Consider the following 19,674-nt stretch of genomic DNA (forward strand, 5'->3'; position numbering starts at 1 on the left):
TACCCAATTACCAAAGGGATCCCAGCACATGCCTAAGTCCAAATTCTTCCGTGTTGCGGTTGAGGGGGGCACCACCGATGGTCGCGCCATCACCCGCGAATGGATTGAGCAGATGGCCCAGCGCTACAACCAGGCCACCTATGGCGCACGGGTCAATATGGAGCATATCCGGGGCCTCGACCCCAACGGCTTGTTCAAGATGTACGGCGACATCACCGCCGCCAAGACCGAAGAGGTCACCATCGAAGGGGAACAGCGGCTGGCCCTGTTCGTCCAGATTGACCCGACGCCGGAGCTGATCGCGCTCAACAAGAAGCGCCAGAAGGTCTACACCTCCATCGAGATCCACCCCAACCTGAACGAAAAAGGGGCCTACATGATGGGGCTGGCCGTGACAGACAGCCCGGCAAGCCTTGGCACTGAAATGCTGCAGTTCTGCAGCAAGGCCGCGGTCAACCCGCTGGCCGACCGCAAATACCATCCGGAATGCCTGTTTACCGAAGCCCTCGAAACCGTCATCGAGTTTGAAGATGAGCAGGAGAAAGGCCCGGGCCTGCTGGAACGGATCAGCGCCATTTTCACCAGTCACAAGCAGCAATCGACCGCCGATTTCAGCGAGGTGCATCAGGCCGTCGAAGCCGTCGCCAAAGAGGTGACCAGCCTCGATACCGACCTGCAAACCAGGTTCAACGAACTGACTGCCCGGCAAACGGCGACCGCCAACGCCCTGGCCGACCTGACCACCCAGCTCGAGCGCCAGGAAGATTTCAGCCACAAGCGCCAGCCTGCCACCGGTGACGATGGCACCAAGCCGACCTCCACCGATTTTTAAGGGACCCCGATAATGCGCAACGATACCCGTCAGCAATTCGAGCAGTACACCAGCCAACTGGCGAGCCTGAATGCCGTCAGCTCGGCCATGGTGCAATTCAGTGTCGAGCCCAGCATCCAGCAAAAGCTGGAAACCAAAATGCAGGAGTCCGTCGACTTCCTCAGCATGATCAACATCGTGCCGGTGGACGAACTCAAAGGGGAAAAGGTCGGCATCGGCATCAATGGCACCATCGCCTCTCGCACCGATACCAGTGGCGGCAAGGCCCGCGTCCCGTTCGACCCGACCGGACTGCAAAACACCAAATACGAGTGCGAAAAGACCAACTACGACACCAGCATCGGTTACGCCAAGCTTGATGCCTGGGCCAAGTTCAAAGACTTCCAGATCCGCATTCGCGATGCCATCGTCAAGCGCCAGGGCCTGGATCGCATTATGATCGGCTGGAACGGCAAACTCGCCGCAAAAGACACCGATCGCGTCCAGTTCCCCATGCTGCAGGACGTCAACATCGGCTGGATTGAGCACACCCGCAATGATGCTCCCGCCCAGGTGATGAGCGAAGGGGATGCGGGCACCGGCCATATCTACATCTACCAGCCCAACAGTGAAGCCGACACCAAAGAGGGTGATTACGGCAACCTCGACGCCCTGGTGTTCGATCTGGTCAACAGCAAGATCAAACCCTGGTACCAGGACGACACCGATCTGGTGGTGATCTGCGGTCGCAAACTGCTGGCCGACAAATACTTCCCCATCCTTAACGAGACCCGGGACAACCAGAACAAGCTGGCCGGTCAGGTGCTGGTGAGCCAGAAACAGATTGGCGGCCTGCTGGCGATCCGCGTCCCCTTCGTCCCGGAAGACACTCTGATCGTCACCCGCCTCGACAACCTCTCCATCTACTGGCAGATCGGCGGCCGCCGTCGCCACCTGGAAGAGCAGCCGAGCCTCGACCGCATCGTCAACTGGGAATCCTCCAACGATGCCTACGTGGTCGAGGATTACGACTGCATCGCCGTCGCAGAAAACATCACGCTGGGCGCCAAACCTGCGCCTGCAGGCGGTTAAGGAGCCACGATGACACCTGCACAACGACACACCGCCCGCATCATGGCCGCCCTGCAAGGGGCGGCCAACCCCGAGCAGGATCGCGCCGCCGCCAACCAGTACGAACTCCAGCTGATGCAGTTGGCCGAGCACCGTCGCACCCTCAAGGGTATCCAGAGCCTCGAGCGCAAGATTGACGCCAAACGCACCATGCTGGCCACCTACACACCGTGGATTGATGGCCTGCTGGCCGCCGATCGCGGTGGTCAGGATGACGTCATGGTGACCGTGATGCTGTGGCACCTCGACACCGGCGATCTGGCAGGTGCCCTGCCGATGGCTGATTACGTGATCCGCCACGGCCTCAATACCCCTGACCAGTACGAACGCACCGCCCCCACCCTTATCGCCGAAGAGGTGGCCGACACAGCCATCAAGCTGCAAGAGGCGGGCAATGGTCCGTCCCTGCCATTGCTCAGCAGCTACATGAGCATGCTGGCTGACTGCGACATCTTCGACCAGGTGCGCGCCAAGTTGCACAAGGCGGTGGGCCGCGCCTGTTATGCCGAAGGGCTCAAAGAGCAAGCGGCCGACTACTACCGCCGCGCCATCGAACTGCACGACAAGGTGGGCATCAAGCGAGAGCTGGAAGATCTGGTGCGCGAGATCAAAAAGGAGAAAGCCGCCGCCGGCCAGCCGGCCAACGAACCGGCACCGCAGCCAGACGCTGAGCCCCAATCCGAATCACAGCCCCCCGAACAGCCTGACTCCGCCCCCGGCGAGGCCAGCTAACCGAGCGAACCCCGCACCCTGGGCGGCTCGGGCCTGATGAATGCCAGCGGCATACCAGACGGCCCGACCACCGCCCAACATGCGGCGCCACCTCACATCAGGAGCACCATGAGCACCGGATTTTTAGCCACCAACCCGACCCCGGCCGCCACAGAAGAGGGCGACATCACCAGCGCCCCCTTCTGGCCGGCGATCTCGCTCTGCGCGCTGCGCGACACCGTCCGGCTCGATGGCACCGTCACCACCGCCCGCCTCACCCATGCGGTGATCGACGCCATCACCAGCGTCAACCGGGATCTGGCCCAGTGGCGCAGCGCCAGAGAAAGTGAAGGTCACGCCACCCTGGCAGCCGTGCCCGCCGAGCCCATCAACGGCGAATCGATATACCTGCACAGCTACCGGCGCGCCGTCTACGCCATGACCCGCGCCAACCTGCTGGAGCGCTACACCGACTACAGCGCCACCGGTGACGGCGTCAAAGCGGCAGATGCCAAGATCGTCAGCTCGGATGACCTCTACCGCGATGCCCGCTTTGCCATCCGCGACATCATCGGCACCACCCACACCACGGTGGAGCTCATCTGATGCAACTGCGCAGCCTGCAGGGCGACACCCTCGATCTCATCCTGTTTCGTCACTACGGCTACACCGCAGGCATCACCGAGCAGGTGCTCAACCTCAACCCCGGTCTGGCAGCGCTCGGCCCCATCCTGCCGACCGGCACCCTCATCAACATGCCAGCGGCCCCCACGCAGGCCGAACAGCCGCTGCTCCAGCTATGGGACTGACTGTCATGCGAAAAAAGAGAACACCGACATGAGCCGCCTCGACGACGAACTCGAACGACTGGCCAACATCAGCGAGCAGCAACTGGCTGCCCGCATCCATGCCGCCCGCATTGCGGGCACTGGCCCCCACTACTGCATCGACTGCGACGACCCGATCCCGCAAGAGCGCCGCGAGGCGATCCGGGGCTGCGAGCGCTGCGCCGACTGCCAGACCATCCACGAATTCCAACTCGCCCGCCACTGCGGCAGCAAACGATAGGAGAGCACGATGCCAGAACCGATTTCCTCCAGCGCCGCAACCAGCACCCTCACCGGTCTGGCCTTGCTGTTCACCCTGCCTGGGGTGGATCCCTCCGTCGTGCTCGGCGCGCTCACCGGCGCGGTGCTGTTTATCTCGGCCGCCGAAGAGCAGGGGCGCCTGCGCCGGATTGCCCTGTTTATCGCCTCATTTATCAGCGGCCTGCTGCTGGCCGGCTTTACCTGCCAACTGCTGGAGGTACTGCTGCCCGCCAGCGTCCAGGTCAGCAATGCGATCGGCTCGCTGATCGCCTCCGCCATGATGGTGCGCCTGCTGCAGCTCATCATGCGCAATCAGGATCGGCTACTTGAAGCCTTGTTTAACAAAAGGGGGCAACCATGATCCCGACTACTCCGACCGGTGTGTTTATCTACACCGCCCTTTACGCCCTGATCTGCGCCGCCATCTTCCTGCGGGTCATGCTGTTTGACCGCAAAGGTGGTGAGTATCGCGCCCTGCCCGCCTGGATGGCGTGGCTGCTCTGCGTGCTGTCAGGCTCCATTCCGCTGCGCTTTCTGTTCGGTGGCATTCCGGTGCCAGATCCGGCCGCCTTCGGGCTCGCCCTCTTCCTGCTGTGCGCCGTGCTCAACACTCGCGGCTCGGTGCACCACCTGCTGCCCCGGAGCAAACCGTCCAGCACCGACCATGCCCGGGATATTTACCGGAGGTACCAGCCATGAGCCTGAAAAAAGGGGATACCGGCACCGCCGTGGCCGACCTGCAACGCCGCCTCACCGCCGCCGGTTATCCGCTGGCAGTCGATGGCTGGTTTGGTGAGGCAACCGAAAATGCACTGGTAGCCTTCCAGCGGGATTACATGATCGCCGCCATCGGTCAGGCGGGCCCGCGTACCCTGGCCGCACTGCTCGGCAGTGAGCGCGGCAACCAGCTGACCATCAACCACATGCAGGCCGGCGCCGATCTGCTGGCGGTACCGCTGGCCACCATGGCCACCGTTGCCCAGGTCGAGAGCATCGGTGAAGGCTTCACCCAAGCCATGCGCCCGGTGGTGCTGTTCGAGCGGCATGTGTTCTACAAGCAGCTCACCAAACATCTGGGCAAGGCGGCTGCCGACCAGCTGGCCGCCCATTACCCCAACTTGGTCAACCCCAAACGCGGCGGCTATGCAGGCGGCGCAGCCGAGTGGGAGCGGCTGCAACTGGCCATCAGCCTGCATCGGGATGCGGCCATCGAGTCGGCCAGCTGGGGCATGTTCCAGATCATGGGCTACCACTGGCAGCCGCTGGGCTTTGCCTCTGCCAGCGACTGGCAGGCGGCCATGCAGCGCAGCGAGGTCGAACACCTCACCGCCCTGTGCCGCTTTATCCAGCAAGACCCCGCCATGCACAAAGCGCTGCAGGGGCGAAAATGGGCGGATTTCGCCCGCCGCTATAACGGCCCGGCGTTTAAGGAGAACGACTACGACACCAAGCTGGCCAAGTGGTTTGCGCACTTCACCAAGGTTTATCAGGGGCAGGAGGTGGCTAATGTGGCGTGAGCTGCTGGGCTCGCCCCTCAGCTGGTTGCTGCTGGCGTTGGCTGTCGCCCTTGGTGGCTGGGGCTGGTCAGCCCGCTCGGCTGCCAAGGCCAAAGGGGACGTCACCACCCTGCAAACCAGTCTCAAGGCAGCCGAAGAGAAAACCAGAGAGGCCGAGCGACGCGAGCAGCTTAAAGAGACCGCCATCGCTACCCTCACCCGGGAACTGACCACCCAGGCACAAGCGGCGCAGCAGCTGCAGGGACAGCTCGACCAGCTGGCGCAGGCCGCCGCCACCCGCGCCGACACCATCAAGAGGCTCAAACGTGAAAATGCCGAACTCAGCGCTTGGGCTGATCGCCCTCTGCCTGACCCTGTTATCAGGCTGCTCCAGCGCCCCGCCCTCACCGGCGCCGCAGATTATCAGGCTCACCTGTCCGGCCCCGAGCCCCTGCCAGCTGCCGCCGGCGGCGCCACGCAATAACGGCGACTTGCTCGACCAACTGAGCCAGACCGAGGCCGCCTGGGCCAGTTGCGCCGCCAAGGTCGATAGCCTCATCACCTGCCAGACACGACAACAACGGAGTGAAGATGGAAAAGCCAAAACAGATCCGTGAGGTACTGACCCGCTGCGTGCCGCACCTCAAGGCCAACCCGGACAAGCTGCACATCTTTATCGCCCCGGGTAACGTCGAAAGCACCGGCGCCCGTTCCCTCTCGTTCGAGTGGCAATACCCCCTCACCATCGGCATTGAAGACTTTGCCGGCCACCCGGATCAGATCATGGTGCCGCTGCTGGCCTGGCTGCGCCAACACCAGTCCGAGCTGATGACCAACGACGAGTTGCGCAAGGATGGCATCACCTTCGAGGCCGAATACCTCGCCAACGACCTGATGGATCTCATCATCACCGTCAAACTGACCGAACGGGTCAAGGTATGGCAGAACGAACAGGGGATAGGCTGGGAGCATCTGCCAGAACCGCCGGAAGACCCTTATGACGGCATCACCTGGGAGCTCTTTATCAACGGGGAACCGCAGCCATGGCCACCGACGACCTGAACCGGCTGGTAAACTGGGCCGATGCTCTGCTGGCCGGCATGACACAGGCCGCCCGCCGGCAACTGATGGGGGAAATGGCCCGAAACCTGCGCGCCAGTCAGAGCAAAAGGATCAGGGCCAACATCCAGCCCGATGGCAGCGCCATGACCCCGCGCAAGCCGCTCAAGACGCTGGCGAAAAAACGCGGTGCCACTCGCCGCAAGATGTTTCAGCATCTGATCAGCCCCCGCTGGCTCAAGGCAACCAGCACAGAACATCAGGCCGTGGTCGAGTTTGTCGGCTCGGCCAATCGCCTCGCCACCATTCACCAATACGGCCTCAAAGACCGCATCAAGGGCCGCGAGATCCGCTATCCGGCGAGGGAGCTGTTGGGGATAACCTCTGAGGAGGTGGAGCTGCTGGAAGACTTGTTGCTGGCACGGTTGACCTCATAACTCCATCTGGTGCTTACCTGCAGCTCGGGATAAGCTGCATCGATTGAGGCCTAAATGGATTGTGTACATGAAGGAACGCATACAAGATTTTCTGATGAGCCTGATACTCGAGCCTGGATTTTTGAAGGGTGTTGGGAAATGCTGTATCTCTATCGCTTCTGTAGCTATTTCTGCTGGATTCTTGCTCTCTAGATTCCATCACCGCGTCGACCGAGTTAACAACAGAATAGAAGCCATCACTAACGGTCAAGTCGTCTTACCCCAGCCAATAAGCCCTTTTGCACAATGGCCGTTGATTAATGCTCTCATTCCCGAGACAGCTGGCGCCTTCTCTCTCTACGCTGCACTTTTCACTTTTGGCCTGATGCTCGTCTATGTTGGCAAGCAGATTGATCATGCTCACTAATTGGCCCTGATTTGTGGTTAATGGTGGCTCTTAGTCGCTTTTGGCGGTTGTCCGTTGCGCAGTATTGCGTAATAATGCGCCTGAAATCCCGAATCGGGACTACGCTAAGAGCGAGGCGTACTGCCTTAACCAACCTCAGACAGAGAGTCATCATGCACACAGCAAACAAATTCAAACCCCACACCAAAGTGCGCCAAGATATGGTGCATGAAGGGGTTGCTGTGGCCTTAAAGCGTCCTCATGACCACCACCATGAGACCATGAAGACTGCCGTAACGGCCGAGCAGCTCGATCGCCTCGCCATGTTATCTATGGCGTCCATCCTGACAAGTGACCCCAAAAACGCCACGTTCTCTGAAATCTGACCCCGTCGGCCCTCATGAAGATCACAAAAGTCGTCAGCTATGACGCGATGTTCAGGGCCGACTTGACAGATGATCCAGAGTTAGAGGCGAGCAAGACACAACTACTCAAAGACTTCAAAGCCTACTTGCAACGTGGGCAGCATCTCTACACCAAGCCAACTGGGCTCTTTGGCAGAGATGAACTCTATGACCACTTGGACACCCCCTCCAGTGTCAAAGCAGCCAAGTTACGCCATGTTCATATACTGCCACTAAGTACGCTATCCGTGCGCTACAGAGGCTTCAAGTACCGTCAAACCTCTGATGTGCATCTGGTGTACTGTATCGATGAGCTAAAAGGCCATGCTTGTGTCATTGCCTTACTGAAACCTGGGCATGCTATGGCACGGAACGCTCTCTTTCTAAGCCGACTTGCCGAGATTGCCGAACAGTTCTTCAACCGCTAATTAGCTAATCAACTGTAAATCACCACTCTGTGTTTGCCCCCAGCCTAAACAGACATCCCCTGCCCTGACGGAAATCGCTACCCTGCTGCTGGTGTTGTGTGCGGTCGGGCGGGTTTGTGTCGATTGGTGGTTGATTGGTTGCGGTTGGTTGCGCGATACTGCGCGGGCAGCGGCAAAATCCGTTGCCGGGATTGGCGTCCCGACTTGAACTAAAGCGCACAACACGCGTCTGCGTGTTTTTTTGTGCGGCCCAGTAGTACCCGCAATCTCAGTTATGGCGGGCTGGGCAGGGGCCCTTCGGGGCGCCGGTTTCCTTTGGTTCGCCGGTACGCCAACCTTGTCCAGTTCGTCACCAGAGATTGGCGTCGATGGTGGCGATTAACCGAACCGGAGAATCACACCATGGGCAACATCACCAGCCTTACCCCTACCGAGATTATCAGCCTGCAACAAGGCCAACCTGTCACCACCTCCCTGAAAGTCGCCGAAGTGTTTGGCAAGCAGCACAAAGACGTGTTGCGCAAGATCGCCACCCTCGACTGTTCCAAAAATTTCAACGAGCGCAATTTTGCGCTCGTTACCTATCAGGACGGGAAGGGAGAAGCGCGACCAGCGTATGAGATGACCAAAGATGGCTTTATCTTTGTGGTAATGGGCTTTACCGGCACCAAGGCCGCGGCGACCAAAGAGGCCTATATCAGCGCCTTCAACTGGATGGCCGAGCAGCTCGCCGCCCAGCGCCCGCAACCGGCCATCAGCCTGACCGATGACGAACTCTGTACCCTGACCTGGTGCTGGCGCGCCGCCGACCGGATGATGGAGGCCGCCCGCAGCATCTATCCCCTGCTCGAGGTCGCCGAACACCGCGATGCCGGCCGCTACTACTCCATCATCCACGAATACCCCTACACCCTGAACCAGGCCCGCAAGATCCTGGCCGCCCGCACCCGCCATATCCAACCCAACACCCACGGTGACACCGACTGGCCTAAGCTGATCCCACACCTGCGCCGCGAACCAAGGACTATAGGCTGGTAAAATAAGTAAGGCCCGAAAGGGCCTTACTGTTGTTGTCTTCTTTCAATTCGTCTTTGTTTTGCTAACTCAAGCTTTTTGGGCTCGGTATAAAGCCTCTCCAATAGCGCTATTGTGAAGTCAATTAAATCATCAACATCCGCCTTTGAAAGTATTCCATCGTGAGCGCCATCATTACCGTCATCTTTAATACACTCGGCCAGTTCTTTCAAGGCAACAGGTAAGTGACCATTTTCAAATAACCAATTCATTCTTAACCCAAGGCTTCGCCTTGTTTTTGCTGGCGGCGTTGTTGGATCTGCTGGAAGAAATGATTTTGTCGCTTTATCTAGGCACAGCCTAAACATGGTTGCCGCTGCGTTAAAACAACCGATAGAATAACATTGCGCACCTTCATCAAAATTAGTTCTTATTTCATCTGGCAGAAATTCAGGTGGTAACATCACTTCTCCAGGCCTAATACAGACCACTGATATTTCTGACAATTCTTCCGTAACGTTAACGCTACTCCCTTGTTGAACGTGATTAATCCAAAACTGCTCCAGGTAAGCATCAAAAATAACAGTTTTATTGCAATTCCTACAGACGCAAAAAAACGAGGAGTTAAGACTGTCGTAATTCTTACTAATACTCAAAATAGAGAATGTAGTGTGCTTCACATAACACCTTGGACAATTCCATACAAATTCAGCCATTGATAACCCTCTGACATTTATTTAGGAAATAAGATGTTACGCTATTTATTTGAGTGAAACTATGAATGTCTTCTCAAATCTATGGCCAAAGAGCCCTTGCACATAGATAATGTGCCAACCTCACGCACACTGGCCTCCCCTAGCCTTCTCCGCCATTGCCCAAAACAATGGCCCCATGCAACCAACCCCGACCGAACTCAAACGCCTGATCGACAACCTGATCCGCATTGGCACCGTCACCGCAGTGCGCTCAGGGGAGTGTCGCGTTAAAACCGGCGACCTCATCACCAACTGGCGGCCCTACACCACAGAACGGGCCGGGGCTAACCGTACCCGCCACCGACTGAGCTTGGGCGAGCAGGTGATCCTGCTCTCCGTCAGCGGCGATCTGCGCAATGCCTATATCGTCGGCCGCCTCAATGCTGACAACTTCCCCGAGCCATTGGCCGAAGATGACAACCCGGATCTCGACCGCACTGAATACAGCGACGGCGCCGTCATCGAATACAACCCGGCAACCGGGGCGCTCAACGCCACCGGCATCAAGCTGGCCAATATCACCGCCAGTGTCAGCGTCACTCTCGATACCCCCAAGACCATCTGCACCAACCTGCTGCAGGCCAAGCGCCTCATCTGCGACACCGCCAAGGTGGGCGACATCGAAGTGACAGAACACGGCCATGAAAAAGTGCAGCCGGGTGACGGCAAATCAGGGGGCCCGGTATGAACTGGCTCGGCATGAATGCCGCCCATGGCCGCGCCATCAGTGCCACCAACCACATCATCCAGTCGGTGCGTGACATCCTTATCACCCCGGTGGGTTCCCGGGTGATGCGCCGCGACTACGGTAGCGAGCTCTTCTACCTCATCGACATGCCACAGCATCAGGCCACCCGCCTGCGCCTGATGGCCGCCACGGTGCAGGCCCTTATCAACTGGGAGCCGCGCATCACCGTCACCCACGTCGATGTACTGGGCGGCGGCATGGATGGCACCCTCACCATCGAGCTCACCTGGCAGCGCAAAGATGGAGGCGTGCTGGAGTCTGCAACCATCCCCATTCCGACAGGAGCCGCCCAGTGAGCAATGTAGACCTGACCCAGCTCCCACCACCGGAAGTCGAGGAAACCCTCGACTTTGAGGCCATCCTGGCCAAGCGCAAAGCCATCCTGATCAGCTACTACCCGGCAGACCAGCAGGCGGCCATCGCTGCCACGCTGGAACTCGAATCAGAGCCGCTCAACAAGCTGCTGCAGGAGAACGCCTACAACGAATTGATCCTGCGGGCCCGCATTAACGATGCAGCCAAGCAAACCCTACTCGCCTTTGCCAGTGGCACCACCCTTGACCATGTGGCCGGTGAGTACGAACTCGAACGCCTGCTGGTCACCCCTGGCGATCCATCAGCAACCCCACCCATCGAGCCGGTGTATGAATCTGATGACCGCCTGCGCATGCGCTGCCAAATGGCTTATGAGGGCATGGCCACGGCGGGCCCGATCAATGCCTACAAGTTTCACGCCCTCTCGGCCAGTGCCGAGGTGGCGGATGTCGCCGTCGACAGTCCCACCCCGGGCACTGTCAGAGTGACCATCCTCTCACCGGCAGGCCAGCCAAGCGCTGACACCATCAATCTGGTCGAGCAGGCGCTCTCTGCCGAAGACGTTCGCCCGCTCTGCGATCTGGTGGCAATCGAACCGGCCCAGCTCAAACCCTACGCCGTTGATGCCACCCTCAACGCCATCGGCCTGGGTAAAGAGCAGGCCATTGCCGCTGCAAAAGATGCCATGGCCAAAACGGCCGCCGCTTACTACCGGGTCGGGACCACCGTCCCGCTTTCCGCCATCTATGCCGCCCTGCACCAGCCGGGGATCGACAGCGTCACCCTGCGCGCGCCGCTGACCGACGTCACCTGCAGCGCACAGCAGGCCGCCAAACTCACCTCCATCACCCTCGACTAAGGACACCACCATGGCAAACGCCCTCTATGACAAAGGCCGCGAAAAGTTTCTCACCGGCGCCATCAATGCCAGCGCCGACACCCTCAAGTGTGCCCTGCTCAAGAGCACCTATTCACCAACCCTTACCAGCGATGAGTTCTACAGCGGGATTTCGGCCCATGTGGTCGGCACCCCGCAGACCCTCACCAGCAAAACCGTGGCCGCAGGCGTGCTCGACGCGGCGGATGTCACGTTCTCGGCAGTGCCAACCGCCAACGTCAACTACTGCGCCATCTACAAAGACACCGGCAACGCCGCAACCAGCCCGCTGATCGCCCTGTTCGATACGGCGGCGGGCCTGCCAGTCAGCACCAACGGCGGCGACATCATCATCGCCTGGGATAACGGCCCCAATAAGATCTTCAAGCTCTGATGGCAACCCTCTATCCCGTCTGGCGCGGGTCACTCACCTATCACGACGGCACCCTGTCACATGACGGGGCAGCCATCTATCGGGGCACCCTGCAGGGGCAAGATGATCCGGCGCCGGAGGCCATTGCCGGGGTCAGTGTCGGCCTGACAGTGGCAGGGATAGAAGCAGGCCAAGTCGGGATGGCATCGCTCATTCAACGCGCCAAGCCAACCGGGATCAGCCAGTTTGCAGCCGGGGCCAACAAGCTGACCAGCCGCACCAAAGCCATCGCTATCAGCGATGGCGCACAGGGTGAACCCGCGACGACCATCCGGGCCACTGTTGCAACAATGGGCGACCTGCTCGCCATGGGGGCGGCTGACATGTCAACACAGATAACCCTTGTCGGGCTTGATGCGGGGATGGTCGGCACGGCGGGAGTCAGAACCCGGCTCGGTACCGGCGGATTACCCCCTGATGCGATCAAGGCGCCGACCATTCAGCAACGGCTGGCTCCTGCAGGGTTCGATCTCGCCGCTATCGGCAGCCACAAGGCCAGGGTGCGACAGACCATCGGTGATCTGGCTGACGGTCAGCATGGTGCGCCATTGCTGAAAACCAAGCTGGCGCAGGTGGCAACCGCCTTTACCGGCGCCATGGGCACACCGATCGCCAAGTACGCCCAGATCATCTACCCGATGGCACCAGCCCTGCCAGCAGCAACCCAGCCAGCCCTGACCATCACCCTGGCACACGATGGACTAGCACCCCCATTGGTAGGCCCGTTCACCACCATTACTCGCTTGGCGACCCAAGGGGTCGATGCCGGTGGCATGGGGTCGCACAAGGTGCATCGCCTGCCACTGGCAACCCCGGCAGCCCGGGATCTGCTGCCACCCTCTGCAACCCGGCTGGAGCACCTGACCGCCGCCGCGCTGGCCTACAACCTGACACCAGAAGTCATTACCTCCACCCGCTTTGCCGACACCTGCCCGGCGCCGCTGCTGCCCTGGCTGGCATGGGCACGCTCGGTGGACTGGTGGGAGCTGGCGGAATCGGAAGACCAGCAACGGGCGCTGATCAAAGCCTCATTCAGGTTGCATCAGCGCAAGGGCACCCCGTGGGCTATCAAGGAGGCGCTGAACGTGCTGGGCTTTGGTGACAGCACCATCATCGAGCGCGCCACCGGCCGCCGCTATGACGGTACCCTCAGCTACAACGGCAACGAACCCCACGGCGACCCGACCCGCTGGGCGGTCTATCGGGTCATTCTGACCCGCCCGGTCACCACCGAACAGGCCAACCGCATCAAGCGCCTGTTGGCAGAGATGGCCCCGGCCCGCTGCCACCTCTCCGCACTCGATTACACCCGGGCGCCCGTTATCTATAACGGCACCGCAACCTACAACGGCAACTACAACCACGGAGCCTCGTGATATGGCGAATTTACAAGAGGTCGTCAGCTGGGAGGCTGGCATCTACCAACTAGAAACCGGTGATCCGGTGCTGGGCGGCCCGGGCGGCATCTCCAACAAGCAGGCGCAAGCACTGGCCAACCGTACCGCCTACCTGAAAAAACACGTCGATGATATCGAAGGGGGTAACACGGCCGCCGGCAAGGCCAACAAGCTCAGCACCGCCCGCAATATCGCCCTGGCTGGTGATGTGACCGGTCAGGCGGCATTTGATGGCAGCGGCAACATCACCATCACAGCCACCTATAAAAACTCGGGGGTGGTGGCGGGTACCTATCGCTCGGTCACCGTCGATGCCAAGGGCAACATCACCGCCGGCAGCAACCCCACCACCCTGGCGGGCTATGGCATCACCGATGCGGTTTCATCAACGCAATATGCCACTGAGGCAACGAGAGGTATCGCGCCAGTAGCCACCCAGGCAGAAGTGAATACCGGCAGTGACGACACTAAATTCGTTACCGCCAAGAAGTTGTTTGCATGGGTCAAGCAGGCATCAGAAACCGTACTCGGCATGATGAAGGTGGCCACCCAGGCACAAACCAATGCGGGATCAGCCGATGATGTGGCCATTACCCCGAAAAAGCTGCGATTTGGCTTTTCAGCCCTGCTGGAAAACAACGGCTATATCGTCACCCCATCATGGATGGGGGGATGGATGCTGGCGTGGGGTACAGGCGTTATCCCACCAAATAGCCAAGCGGTGACCCTGACCTACGCCTTGGCATTCCCGACCAAAGTGCTGGGAGGTGGAGCTTTCCATAACAACGGTACCGTTCCCGCATTCACCCTGGATGCTAACACCAGAGTATCGACCACCCAGATTGCCATTAAATCAAGTGCCATGACGGCAGCAGGGGCCATCGGCGTGAACTACATCGCCATCGGCTGCTAAAGGAGGACGACATGTATCAATACTCACCCTCAACCAAAGGGTTCTATCTGGTCGGGTTAAGTGCCCACATTCCCACCGATGCCATCAAAATCAGTGATGAAACATACCAACAGCTGCGCGAAGGCGAATCACAAGGGCTGGTCATCTCCATCAGCAACACGGGGCAACCGATACTGACATCTCCACCCCCAGCGACAGAACAGCAGTTACTTGAGCAGGCTATGCAGATTCAACAGCAGAAGCTCAAAGAGGCATCCGTGCAGATGGAGCCCCTTATCTATCTGGATTCATTGGGGCAACTTTCAGCGCAAGAAACAGAGGTCCTGCATCAATGGCGCCAATACACGGTCGAGGTCAGCCGTGCTAACCGGCAACCGGGTTGGCCAAGCACGATCAACTGGCCAGTCAAACCAGGCTAATCCCTCATCTCATCAAGCACCCCGTGTCGACATAACGAAAGCCGGGGTGTTTCGTTACTGCCTCCCATCCCTCCATTGTCACCGCCTCTCCAGTGTATCCACGCCAGATACACTGGCCGCCGCTCGCCTGCGATCCCCTGCCCCTGCATCCTGACCCTGTTCACATCACCTGCATTACCTACGCAAAGAATGCTCCGTCCGGACAACAGGAGAACCTATGGCACTGGACCAATTCCACCACGGCGTGCGCGTCGTCGAAGCGACCGATGGTACCCGCACCATCCGCACCGTCGCCACGGCGGTGATCGGCATGGTCTGCACCAGCGAAGACGCCGACGCCACCTACTTCCCCCTCGACAAGCCTGTGCTGATCGCCAACCTGCCGGCAGCCATCGCCAAGGCGGGCAGCGAGGGGAACCTCAAGCGCTCGCTGCAAACCATCTATGACACCGTCAACACCATCGTTATCGCCGTGCGTGTGGCCAAAGGCGCGGATGCAGCAGCCCTGACCAGCAACATCATCGGCACCATCAAGCCCGATGGTAGCTATACCGGCCTCAAGGCGCTGGAGCGGGCCACCCCGGCCACCGGCGTCAAGCCGCGCATCCTCTGCGTGCCGGACAACTGCACCCTGCCGGTATCCACGGCTCTCGCGGGCATGGCCAAGAAGCTGCGCGCCTTTGCCTACGTGCCGACCATCGCCGAGACCGTCGAAGCCGCACTTGCCTACCGTGAAAACTTCTCCAGCCGAGAGCTGATGCTGGTGCATGCCGACTGGACCGCATGGGACGTTACCACCAATGCCAGCATCAAGCTCGATGCCTGCCTCAAGGCCGCCGCCATGCGGGCGCTGATCGACAAAGAGATTGGCTGGCACAAGACCTTGTCGAACGTCGGCGTGACCGGGGTCGATGGCATCACCAAAAACCTGTTCTGGGATCTGCAAGACCCCGACACCGAGGTCGGCCTGCTCAACGCCAACGAAGTCACCGCCCTGATCCGCTCTGACGGCTTTCGCTACTGGGGCAACCGCACCTGCTCCGATGATCCCCTGTTCGCCTTCGAGAACTACACCCGCACCGCCCAGATCCTGGCTGACACCATGGCCGAGGCGCACATGTGGGCCAACGACAAGCCGCTGCACCCTTCCCTGGTCAAAGACATCGTCGAAGGCATCAAGGCCAAGGGGCGCGAGCTGGTGAACGGCGGTTACTTGCTCGGGTTTGACTGCTGGTACAACGAGGAGCTCAACGACGAGGACACCCTCAAGGCGGGCAAGCTACGCATTGATTACAACTACACCCCGGTGCCGCCACTCGAAGACCTCGGTTTCATCCAGCGCATCACCGATTCCTACCTCATCGACTTCGGCGCCCGCGTCGCGGCCGCAGCATAAGGAGCCACCATGGCACTGCCAAGAAAAGTCAAACAGCTCAACATGTTCACCGACGGCACTAACTGGGTGGGTGAAGCGGAAGACTTCACTTTTGCAAAACTCTCCCGCAAGTTCGAAGCCTATCGCGGCGGCGGCATGGGCGGCGCCGTCAACATCGACATGGGGCTGGATGACAGCGCTCTCGATACCTCTTTCACCATGGGAGGCTACAGCGCCGAGATCCTGGGCAAGATGGGCAATGGCAAGATCGACGGCATCGCCCTTCGCTTTGCCGGTTCCATCCAACGTGATGATGTCGTCGGTGTGCAGGCCGTAGAAGTATTCACCCGAGGCCGCTTCAAAGAGATCGACTGGGGCACCGCCAAGGTCGGCGATAACAGCCAGGCCAAGGTCACCATGGTTAACACCTACTACAAAGTGACCATTGACGGGGCCGTCATCCACGAAATCGACTTGCTCAACATGATCGAGATCGGCCCCGATGGCGTCGACCGAATGGCCGAGCACCGCAAAGCCATCGGCCTCTAACCCATTCCCCCATCCAACGGGTGGCACACTGCCGCCCTCACCACATCAACAACAGGAACCTACACCATGGAACAGAAAGAAATCACCCTCGACACCCCGATCCAGCGCGGCGAGAGCACCCTCAATAGTCTGACCATCCGCAGCCCCAAAAAGGCGGGCCACCTGCGCGGGCTCAACACCATGGACATCGTCCAGATGAACGTCGATACCCTCATCAAACTGCTGCCCCGCATCACTGACCTGACCGAAAAAGAAGTGAACGACATGGATCCGGCTGACCTGCTCAAAGCCGGAGTCGTGGTGGTCGGTTTTTTGATGGGCTCGCAGCAGGAGGCTTACCTCACTGCATAGATGACCTGATGGCCGAGATTGCCATCATCGCCCACTGGCCGCCGTCCGAGATGGCGGTCATGGAGATCAGCGAGCTGATGGGCTGGCACCAACGCCTCGTTGAGACTCACAACCGCATCAACGGGGCAGAACAACAATGAACCCTCTCAAACTTCAAATCCTGCTTAACGGGATCGACAAGCTCACCGCCCCCCTCAAGGCAGCCAGCGGCCAGAGCCGCATCACCGCCAAAGACCTGGTCGACACGAAAAAGCGCATCAAGGAGCTGGAAGCCCAGAGCGGCCAGATTGATGGCTATCGCACCCTCGGCCAGCAGATTGGCGCAACCCGCGCCCAGCTGACCCAGGCCCAGCGCGACGCCCAACAGATAGCGCAGCAGTTCGCCAAGGTCGAGCAACCGACCAAGGCCATGACCCGCGCCATGGAACAGGCCAAGCAAAAGGTGCGCGACCTCTCCCAACAAGAGCGGGAAATGGTCGCCCGTCACGGCAGTCTGAAACGGGCCATGGGCGAGACAGGCATCAACACCAAACAGCTGGGCCAGCACCAGCGTCAGCTCAAGAGCGATCTCGCTGCCGCCAACAGCCAGCTCGACCAGCAACGGGCCAAGCTTGGCCAGCTGGCCGACCAGCAAAAGCGCCTCAACCAGATCAAAGCCAACTACGACAAAACCATGTCGATGCGCGGCACCCTGGCGGGCTATGGCGCCGCAGGCATGGCCACCGGGGCCGCCGCCATCTACAAGGGCACCAATATTGCGGGCAAAGCGATGGGCTTTGATGTCGATATGTCCAAGGTGCAAGCGATCACCCGGCTGAGCAAAGAGAGCAGCGAACTGGCCGCCCTGCGGGCTCAGGCGCGGGAGCTCGGCGCCAATACCGCCTTCACGGCGGGCGAAGCGGCGCAGGGCCAAGGCTTTTTGGCCATGGCAGGTTTCACCCCCAAGGCAATCCGTGACGCCATGCCCGGGGTGCTAGATATCGCCAAGGCGGGCGGCGTCGAGATTGCCGCTGCTGCCGATATCGGCTCCAACATCCTGACCGGCTTCAAGCTGCCGGCCAACCAGATGACCCGCTTGGGGGATGTGATGGTCGGCACCTTCACCCGCGCCAACGTCGACTTGCAGATGCTGGGTGAAACCATGAAATACGTGGGGCCGGTGGCCGCAGGGCTCGGGGTCGACCTTGAAACCGCCTCCGCCATGGCGGGCAAGCTGGGGGATGCGGGTATTCAGGGCAGCATGGGCGGGACTGCCATCCGCGCGATTCTCGGCCGGTTGGCTTCTCCGCCCAAGGCCGCTAACGATGCGTTGGCTGCCCTCAACGTCAAGACCGCCGATGCGGCGGGCAACCTGCGCTCGCTGCCCGATATCCTGGACGAGCTTTACAAGAAAACCAGCAAGATGGGGGACGCAACCCGCTCGGGCTACTTCAAGGCCATCGCCGGTGAAGAGGCATTCGCCGCCCTGACCGTACTGACCGAGCAGGCCGGTTCCGGCAAGCTGCAGGAGCTGATCGCCACGTTGAAGCAAACCCAGGGGGAAGCGGGCAAGGTCGCCAAGGTGATGGCCGATAACGCCATCGGCGACCTGGACAACCTTACCTCCGCCTGGGACGACGTAGGCATCCAGATGATGGAGACCGAGAACGGCCCACTGCGCGGCATTATCCAAAGCATCACCGAGATCATCCAGGTCACCGGCGACTGGATGCGGGCCAACCCAGAGCTTACCTCTACCCTGACCCGTATCGCGGCGGTCACCGCCGTAACGGCTGCTGCTGGCGGGTCACTGTTGCTGATTGTGGCCGGTCTGCTGGGGCCACTGGCCGCCATCAAGATGGGGCTTTCAACCCTGCTGGTCTATGGCGGCCCGCTGCTGACCTTCATCAAAGCGCTGACTATGGGCATGGTCAGGCTCGGGATTGCCATGCTCACCACCCCGATCGGCTGGTTCATCATGGGGATTGTGGCAATCGCGGCCGGGGCCTACCTGCTCTATAAAAATTGGGATGGGGTCACCAAGTGGTTCAGCGACCTATGGACCCAGTGCCAAGCCCCTGCTCTCGCCTTCTGGGAACTCCTGAAAGAGCTCTTCTCATGGACCCCCATCGGCATGCTGATCATGCACTGGAACGAGATCTGGGCCTTCTTCGATACCCTGCCAGCAGGGGCCGCCAACAAGGGTAAGGCCATCATCGACGGCCTGATTGGCGGCATCAGTGCCAAGTGGGAGAGCTTGAAGAACAAGATCAAAACCCTCACCGACCTGCTGCCGGATTGGATGAAGGGGGGCGGCTCGGTCACCGCCAACGTCAATCCGTCCGGCTACCTCACCGGTAACTACAACACCTCGGCCATGGCGGGCGGTTCGGGATACGGCCCGCGCATCGTCACCCCGGTGCGACCAGTGGCCCGAGGCAACAGCACCACCCAGATCCACGCCCCGATCAGTATCACCCAGCAGCCGGGACAATCCGCCACCGATGTGGCACAAGAGGTGCGCCGCGAACTGGATCGACGCGAACGGCAGGCGGCCGCCAGTGGCCGTGCCTCCCTGACCGACCGCAACTAAGGAGCA

General features: G+C 60.1%; 30 protein-coding genes. 29 read left to right on the forward strand and 1 reads right to left on the reverse strand.

The window, feature by feature from the left end:
* The first annotated feature begins 28 nt into the window (after positions 1-28).
* From I6L49_RS07535 to I6L49_RS07610, 17 genes are all read left to right on the forward strand, one after another.
* The gene (locus tag I6L49_RS07535) at positions 29-832 is read left to right on the forward strand and encodes a GPO family capsid scaffolding protein (protein ID WP_216951064.1); all 804 of its coding nucleotides are present in this window, start codon (positions 29-31) and stop codon (positions 830-832) included.
* 12 nt (positions 833-844) lie between these two features.
* Positions 845-1,903, forward strand: coding sequence for a phage major capsid protein, P2 family (locus tag I6L49_RS07540; RefSeq protein ID WP_216951066.1), 1,059 nt, complete (start codon positions 845-847; stop codon positions 1,901-1,903).
* Between the two features lie 9 nt (positions 1,904-1,912).
* A complete protein-coding gene (gene gpM / locus I6L49_RS07545; RefSeq protein ID WP_216951068.1) occupies positions 1,913-2,674 on the forward strand; it encodes a phage terminase small subunit in 762 nt (253 codons plus the stop codon).
* A 108-nt stretch (positions 2,675-2,782) separates the two neighbouring features.
* Complete coding sequence (locus I6L49_RS07550; RefSeq protein ID WP_216951070.1) at positions 2,783-3,259, forward strand: head completion/stabilization protein; 477 nt, start codon at positions 2,783-2,785, stop codon at positions 3,257-3,259.
* On the forward strand, positions 3,259-3,462 hold the full coding sequence (locus I6L49_RS07555; RefSeq protein ID WP_216951072.1) for a tail protein X: 204 nt from the start codon (positions 3,259-3,261) through the stop codon (positions 3,460-3,462). Before I6L49_RS07550 ends, I6L49_RS07555 begins: the two co-directional genes overlap by 1 nt.
* Before the next feature lie 28 nt (positions 3,463-3,490).
* Entirely contained in the window at positions 3,491-3,721 is a 231-nt protein-coding gene (locus I6L49_RS07560) for a TraR/DksA C4-type zinc finger protein (RefSeq protein WP_019445413.1), read from the forward strand.
* A gap of 9 nt (positions 3,722-3,730) precedes the next feature.
* A complete protein-coding gene (locus I6L49_RS07565) occupies positions 3,731-4,102 on the forward strand; it encodes a putative holin (protein ID WP_129503787.1) in 372 nt (123 codons plus the stop codon).
* Positions 4,099-4,440, forward strand: coding sequence for a phage holin family protein (locus I6L49_RS07570; RefSeq protein WP_216951073.1), 342 nt, complete (start codon positions 4,099-4,101; stop codon positions 4,438-4,440). The genes I6L49_RS07565 and I6L49_RS07570 overlap by 4 nt, the downstream gene beginning before the upstream one ends.
* Positions 4,437-5,258 carry an N-acetylmuramidase family protein gene (locus I6L49_RS07575; protein WP_216951075.1) on the forward strand — a complete coding sequence of 274 codons (822 nt, stop codon included), beginning with the start codon at positions 4,437-4,439 and terminating at the stop codon, positions 5,256-5,258. The genes I6L49_RS07570 and I6L49_RS07575 overlap by 4 nt, the downstream gene beginning before the upstream one ends.
* Positions 5,248-5,721, forward strand: coding sequence for an Rz-like lysis system protein LysB (gene lysB, locus I6L49_RS21045; RefSeq protein ID WP_254127556.1), 474 nt, complete (start codon positions 5,248-5,250; stop codon positions 5,719-5,721). The genes I6L49_RS07575 and lysB overlap by 11 nt, the downstream gene beginning before the upstream one ends.
* Positions 5,612-5,854 carry an Rz1-like lysis system protein LysC gene (lysC, locus tag I6L49_RS07580; RefSeq protein ID WP_254127601.1) on the forward strand — a complete coding sequence of 81 codons (243 nt, stop codon included), beginning with the start codon at positions 5,612-5,614 and terminating at the stop codon, positions 5,852-5,854. Before lysB ends, lysC begins: the two co-directional genes overlap by 110 nt.
* Positions 5,829-6,299: a phage tail protein gene (locus I6L49_RS07585; protein WP_216951079.1), complete on the forward strand. Its 471-nt coding sequence runs from the start codon at positions 5,829-5,831 to the stop codon at positions 6,297-6,299. Before lysC ends, I6L49_RS07585 begins: the two co-directional genes overlap by 26 nt.
* Positions 6,281-6,733: a phage virion morphogenesis protein gene (locus I6L49_RS07590; protein ID WP_216951081.1), complete on the forward strand. Its 453-nt coding sequence runs from the start codon at positions 6,281-6,283 to the stop codon at positions 6,731-6,733. Before I6L49_RS07585 ends, I6L49_RS07590 begins: the two co-directional genes overlap by 19 nt.
* 67 nt (positions 6,734-6,800) lie before the next feature.
* On the forward strand, positions 6,801-7,139 hold the full coding sequence (locus tag I6L49_RS07595; protein WP_216951083.1) for a hypothetical protein: 339 nt from the start codon (positions 6,801-6,803) through the stop codon (positions 7,137-7,139).
* 152 nt (positions 7,140-7,291) lie between these two features.
* Positions 7,292-7,504: a hypothetical protein gene (locus tag I6L49_RS07600; protein WP_216951085.1), complete on the forward strand. Its 213-nt coding sequence runs from the start codon at positions 7,292-7,294 to the stop codon at positions 7,502-7,504.
* Between the two features lie 14 nt (positions 7,505-7,518).
* Positions 7,519-7,950 carry a type II toxin-antitoxin system YafO family toxin gene (locus tag I6L49_RS07605; RefSeq protein WP_216951087.1) on the forward strand — a complete coding sequence of 144 codons (432 nt, stop codon included), beginning with the start codon at positions 7,519-7,521 and terminating at the stop codon, positions 7,948-7,950.
* A 402-nt stretch (positions 7,951-8,352) separates the two neighbouring features.
* The gene (locus I6L49_RS07610; RefSeq protein ID WP_254127558.1) at positions 8,353-8,988 is read left to right on the forward strand and encodes a Rha family transcriptional regulator; all 636 of its coding nucleotides are present in this window, start codon (positions 8,353-8,355) and stop codon (positions 8,986-8,988) included.
* A 23-nt stretch (positions 8,989-9,011) separates the two neighbouring features.
* Here I6L49_RS07610 and I6L49_RS07615 read toward each other — a convergent pair whose 3' ends face one another.
* On the reverse strand, positions 9,012-9,428 hold the full coding sequence (locus I6L49_RS07615) for a DUF4145 domain-containing protein (protein WP_216951089.1): 417 nt from the start codon (positions 9,426-9,428) through the stop codon (positions 9,012-9,014).
* A gap of 427 nt (positions 9,429-9,855) precedes the next feature.
* Between I6L49_RS07615 and I6L49_RS07620 the strand changes: the two genes are divergently transcribed.
* The 12 genes from I6L49_RS07620 to I6L49_RS07675 all read left to right on the forward strand — a co-directional run bounded on the left by I6L49_RS07620 (position 9,856) and on the right by I6L49_RS07675 (position 19,668).
* Complete coding sequence (locus I6L49_RS07620; protein WP_216951091.1) at positions 9,856-10,407, forward strand: phage baseplate assembly protein V; 552 nt, start codon at positions 9,856-9,858, stop codon at positions 10,405-10,407.
* Complete coding sequence (locus I6L49_RS07625; RefSeq protein WP_216951094.1) at positions 10,404-10,763, forward strand: GPW/gp25 family protein; 360 nt, start codon at positions 10,404-10,406, stop codon at positions 10,761-10,763. The genes I6L49_RS07620 and I6L49_RS07625 overlap by 4 nt, the downstream gene beginning before the upstream one ends.
* The gene (locus tag I6L49_RS07630; RefSeq protein ID WP_216951095.1) at positions 10,760-11,641 is read left to right on the forward strand and encodes a baseplate J/gp47 family protein; all 882 of its coding nucleotides are present in this window, start codon (positions 10,760-10,762) and stop codon (positions 11,639-11,641) included. The genes I6L49_RS07625 and I6L49_RS07630 overlap by 4 nt, the downstream gene beginning before the upstream one ends.
* A gap of 10 nt (positions 11,642-11,651) precedes the next feature.
* The gene (locus I6L49_RS07635) at positions 11,652-12,053 is read left to right on the forward strand and encodes a hypothetical protein (protein WP_216951097.1); all 402 of its coding nucleotides are present in this window, start codon (positions 11,652-11,654) and stop codon (positions 12,051-12,053) included.
* Entirely contained in the window at positions 12,053-13,468 is a 1,416-nt protein-coding gene (locus tag I6L49_RS07640) for a phage tail protein I (RefSeq protein WP_216951098.1), read from the forward strand. Before I6L49_RS07635 ends, I6L49_RS07640 begins: the two co-directional genes overlap by 1 nt.
* Before the next feature lies 1 nt (position 13,469).
* Positions 13,470-14,402 (forward strand): hypothetical protein, encoded by a 933-nt coding sequence (locus I6L49_RS07645; RefSeq protein ID WP_254127560.1) that lies wholly within the window; start codon positions 13,470-13,472, stop codon positions 14,400-14,402.
* Positions 14,403-14,413: 11 nt separating this feature from the next.
* Positions 14,414-14,821: a tail fiber assembly protein gene (locus I6L49_RS07650; RefSeq protein WP_216951099.1), complete on the forward strand. Its 408-nt coding sequence runs from the start codon at positions 14,414-14,416 to the stop codon at positions 14,819-14,821.
* 223 nt (positions 14,822-15,044) lie between these two features.
* The gene (locus I6L49_RS07655) at positions 15,045-16,217 is read left to right on the forward strand and encodes a phage tail sheath protein (RefSeq protein WP_216951615.1); all 1,173 of its coding nucleotides are present in this window, start codon (positions 15,045-15,047) and stop codon (positions 16,215-16,217) included.
* 9 nt (positions 16,218-16,226) lie between these two features.
* On the forward strand, positions 16,227-16,745 hold the full coding sequence (locus I6L49_RS07660; protein WP_108541146.1) for a phage major tail tube protein: 519 nt from the start codon (positions 16,227-16,229) through the stop codon (positions 16,743-16,745).
* 66 nt (positions 16,746-16,811) lie between these two features.
* Positions 16,812-17,096 (forward strand): phage tail assembly protein, encoded by a 285-nt coding sequence (locus I6L49_RS07665; protein ID WP_108541147.1) that lies wholly within the window; start codon positions 16,812-16,814, stop codon positions 17,094-17,096.
* A gap of 8 nt (positions 17,097-17,104) precedes the next feature.
* Positions 17,105-17,236, forward strand: a complete 132-nt coding sequence (locus I6L49_RS07670) for a GpE family phage tail protein (RefSeq protein WP_216951100.1) — start codon at positions 17,105-17,107, stop codon at positions 17,234-17,236.
* A complete protein-coding gene (locus I6L49_RS07675) occupies positions 17,233-19,668 on the forward strand; it encodes a phage tail tape measure protein (protein WP_216951101.1) in 2,436 nt (811 codons plus the stop codon). The genes I6L49_RS07670 and I6L49_RS07675 overlap by 4 nt, the downstream gene beginning before the upstream one ends.
* Positions 19,669-19,674: the final 6 nt, after the last annotated feature.

Origin of the sequence: Aeromonas sp. FDAARGOS 1419 (assembly GCF_019047045.1) — a bacterium.
Classification (GTDB): Bacteria; Pseudomonadota; Gammaproteobacteria; order Enterobacterales; family Aeromonadaceae; genus Aeromonas; species Aeromonas veronii.

What these genes read in the sequence shown, in the direction of transcription:
- I6L49_RS07635 (WP_216951097.1), top strand. Translation starts at nt 11,652, where the DNA reads ATGGCAAACGCCCTCTATGACAAAGGCCGCGAAAAGTTTCTCACCGGC.
- I6L49_RS07675 (WP_216951101.1), top strand. Translation starts at nt 17,233, where the DNA reads ATGAACCCTCTCAAACTTCAAATCCTGCTTAACGGGATCGACAAGCTC.
- I6L49_RS07625 (WP_216951094.1), top strand. Translation starts at nt 10,404, where the DNA reads ATGAACTGGCTCGGCATGAATGCCGCCCATGGCCGCGCCATCAGTGCC.
- I6L49_RS07575 (WP_216951075.1), top strand. Translation starts at nt 4,437, where the DNA reads ATGAGCCTGAAAAAAGGGGATACCGGCACCGCCGTGGCCGACCTGCAA.
- I6L49_RS07595 (WP_216951083.1), top strand. Translation starts at nt 6,801, where the DNA reads ATGAAGGAACGCATACAAGATTTTCTGATGAGCCTGATACTCGAGCCT.
- I6L49_RS07665 (WP_108541147.1), top strand. Translation starts at nt 16,812, where the DNA reads ATGGAACAGAAAGAAATCACCCTCGACACCCCGATCCAGCGCGGCGAG.
- I6L49_RS07540 (WP_216951066.1), top strand. Translation starts at nt 845, where the DNA reads ATGCGCAACGATACCCGTCAGCAATTCGAGCAGTACACCAGCCAACTG.
- I6L49_RS07550 (WP_216951070.1), top strand. Translation starts at nt 2,783, where the DNA reads ATGAGCACCGGATTTTTAGCCACCAACCCGACCCCGGCCGCCACAGAA.
- I6L49_RS07670 (WP_216951100.1), top strand. Translation starts at nt 17,105, where the DNA reads ATGGCCGAGATTGCCATCATCGCCCACTGGCCGCCGTCCGAGATGGCG.
- I6L49_RS07585 (WP_216951079.1), top strand. Translation starts at nt 5,829, where the DNA reads ATGGAAAAGCCAAAACAGATCCGTGAGGTACTGACCCGCTGCGTGCCG.
- lysB (WP_254127556.1), top strand. Translation starts at nt 5,248, where the DNA reads ATGTGGCGTGAGCTGCTGGGCTCGCCCCTCAGCTGGTTGCTGCTGGCG.
- I6L49_RS07640 (WP_216951098.1), top strand. Translation starts at nt 12,053, where the DNA reads ATGGCAACCCTCTATCCCGTCTGGCGCGGGTCACTCACCTATCACGAC.
- I6L49_RS07650 (WP_216951099.1), top strand. Translation starts at nt 14,414, where the DNA reads ATGTATCAATACTCACCCTCAACCAAAGGGTTCTATCTGGTCGGGTTA.
- I6L49_RS07610 (WP_254127558.1), top strand. Translation starts at nt 8,353, where the DNA reads ATGGGCAACATCACCAGCCTTACCCCTACCGAGATTATCAGCCTGCAA.
- I6L49_RS07600 (WP_216951085.1), top strand. Translation starts at nt 7,292, where the DNA reads ATGCACACAGCAAACAAATTCAAACCCCACACCAAAGTGCGCCAAGAT.
- I6L49_RS07590 (WP_216951081.1), top strand. Translation starts at nt 6,281, where the DNA reads ATGGCCACCGACGACCTGAACCGGCTGGTAAACTGGGCCGATGCTCTG.
- I6L49_RS07660 (WP_108541146.1), top strand. Translation starts at nt 16,227, where the DNA reads ATGGCACTGCCAAGAAAAGTCAAACAGCTCAACATGTTCACCGACGGC.
- I6L49_RS07565 (WP_129503787.1), top strand. Translation starts at nt 3,731, where the DNA reads ATGCCAGAACCGATTTCCTCCAGCGCCGCAACCAGCACCCTCACCGGT.
- gpM (WP_216951068.1), top strand. Translation starts at nt 1,913, where the DNA reads ATGACACCTGCACAACGACACACCGCCCGCATCATGGCCGCCCTGCAA.
- I6L49_RS07615 (WP_216951089.1), bottom strand. Translation starts at nt 9,428, where the DNA reads ATGTTACCACCTGAATTTCTGCCAGATGAAATAAGAACTAATTTTGAT.
- I6L49_RS07620 (WP_216951091.1), top strand. Translation starts at nt 9,856, where the DNA reads ATGCAACCAACCCCGACCGAACTCAAACGCCTGATCGACAACCTGATC.
- I6L49_RS07560 (WP_019445413.1), top strand. Translation starts at nt 3,491, where the DNA reads ATGAGCCGCCTCGACGACGAACTCGAACGACTGGCCAACATCAGCGAG.
- I6L49_RS07570 (WP_216951073.1), top strand. Translation starts at nt 4,099, where the DNA reads ATGATCCCGACTACTCCGACCGGTGTGTTTATCTACACCGCCCTTTAC.
- I6L49_RS07535 (WP_216951064.1), top strand. Translation starts at nt 29, where the DNA reads ATGCCTAAGTCCAAATTCTTCCGTGTTGCGGTTGAGGGGGGCACCACC.
- I6L49_RS07645 (WP_254127560.1), top strand. Translation starts at nt 13,470, where the DNA reads ATGGCGAATTTACAAGAGGTCGTCAGCTGGGAGGCTGGCATCTACCAA.
- I6L49_RS07605 (WP_216951087.1), top strand. Translation starts at nt 7,519, where the DNA reads ATGAAGATCACAAAAGTCGTCAGCTATGACGCGATGTTCAGGGCCGAC.
- I6L49_RS07555 (WP_216951072.1), top strand. Translation starts at nt 3,259, where the DNA reads ATGCAACTGCGCAGCCTGCAGGGCGACACCCTCGATCTCATCCTGTTT.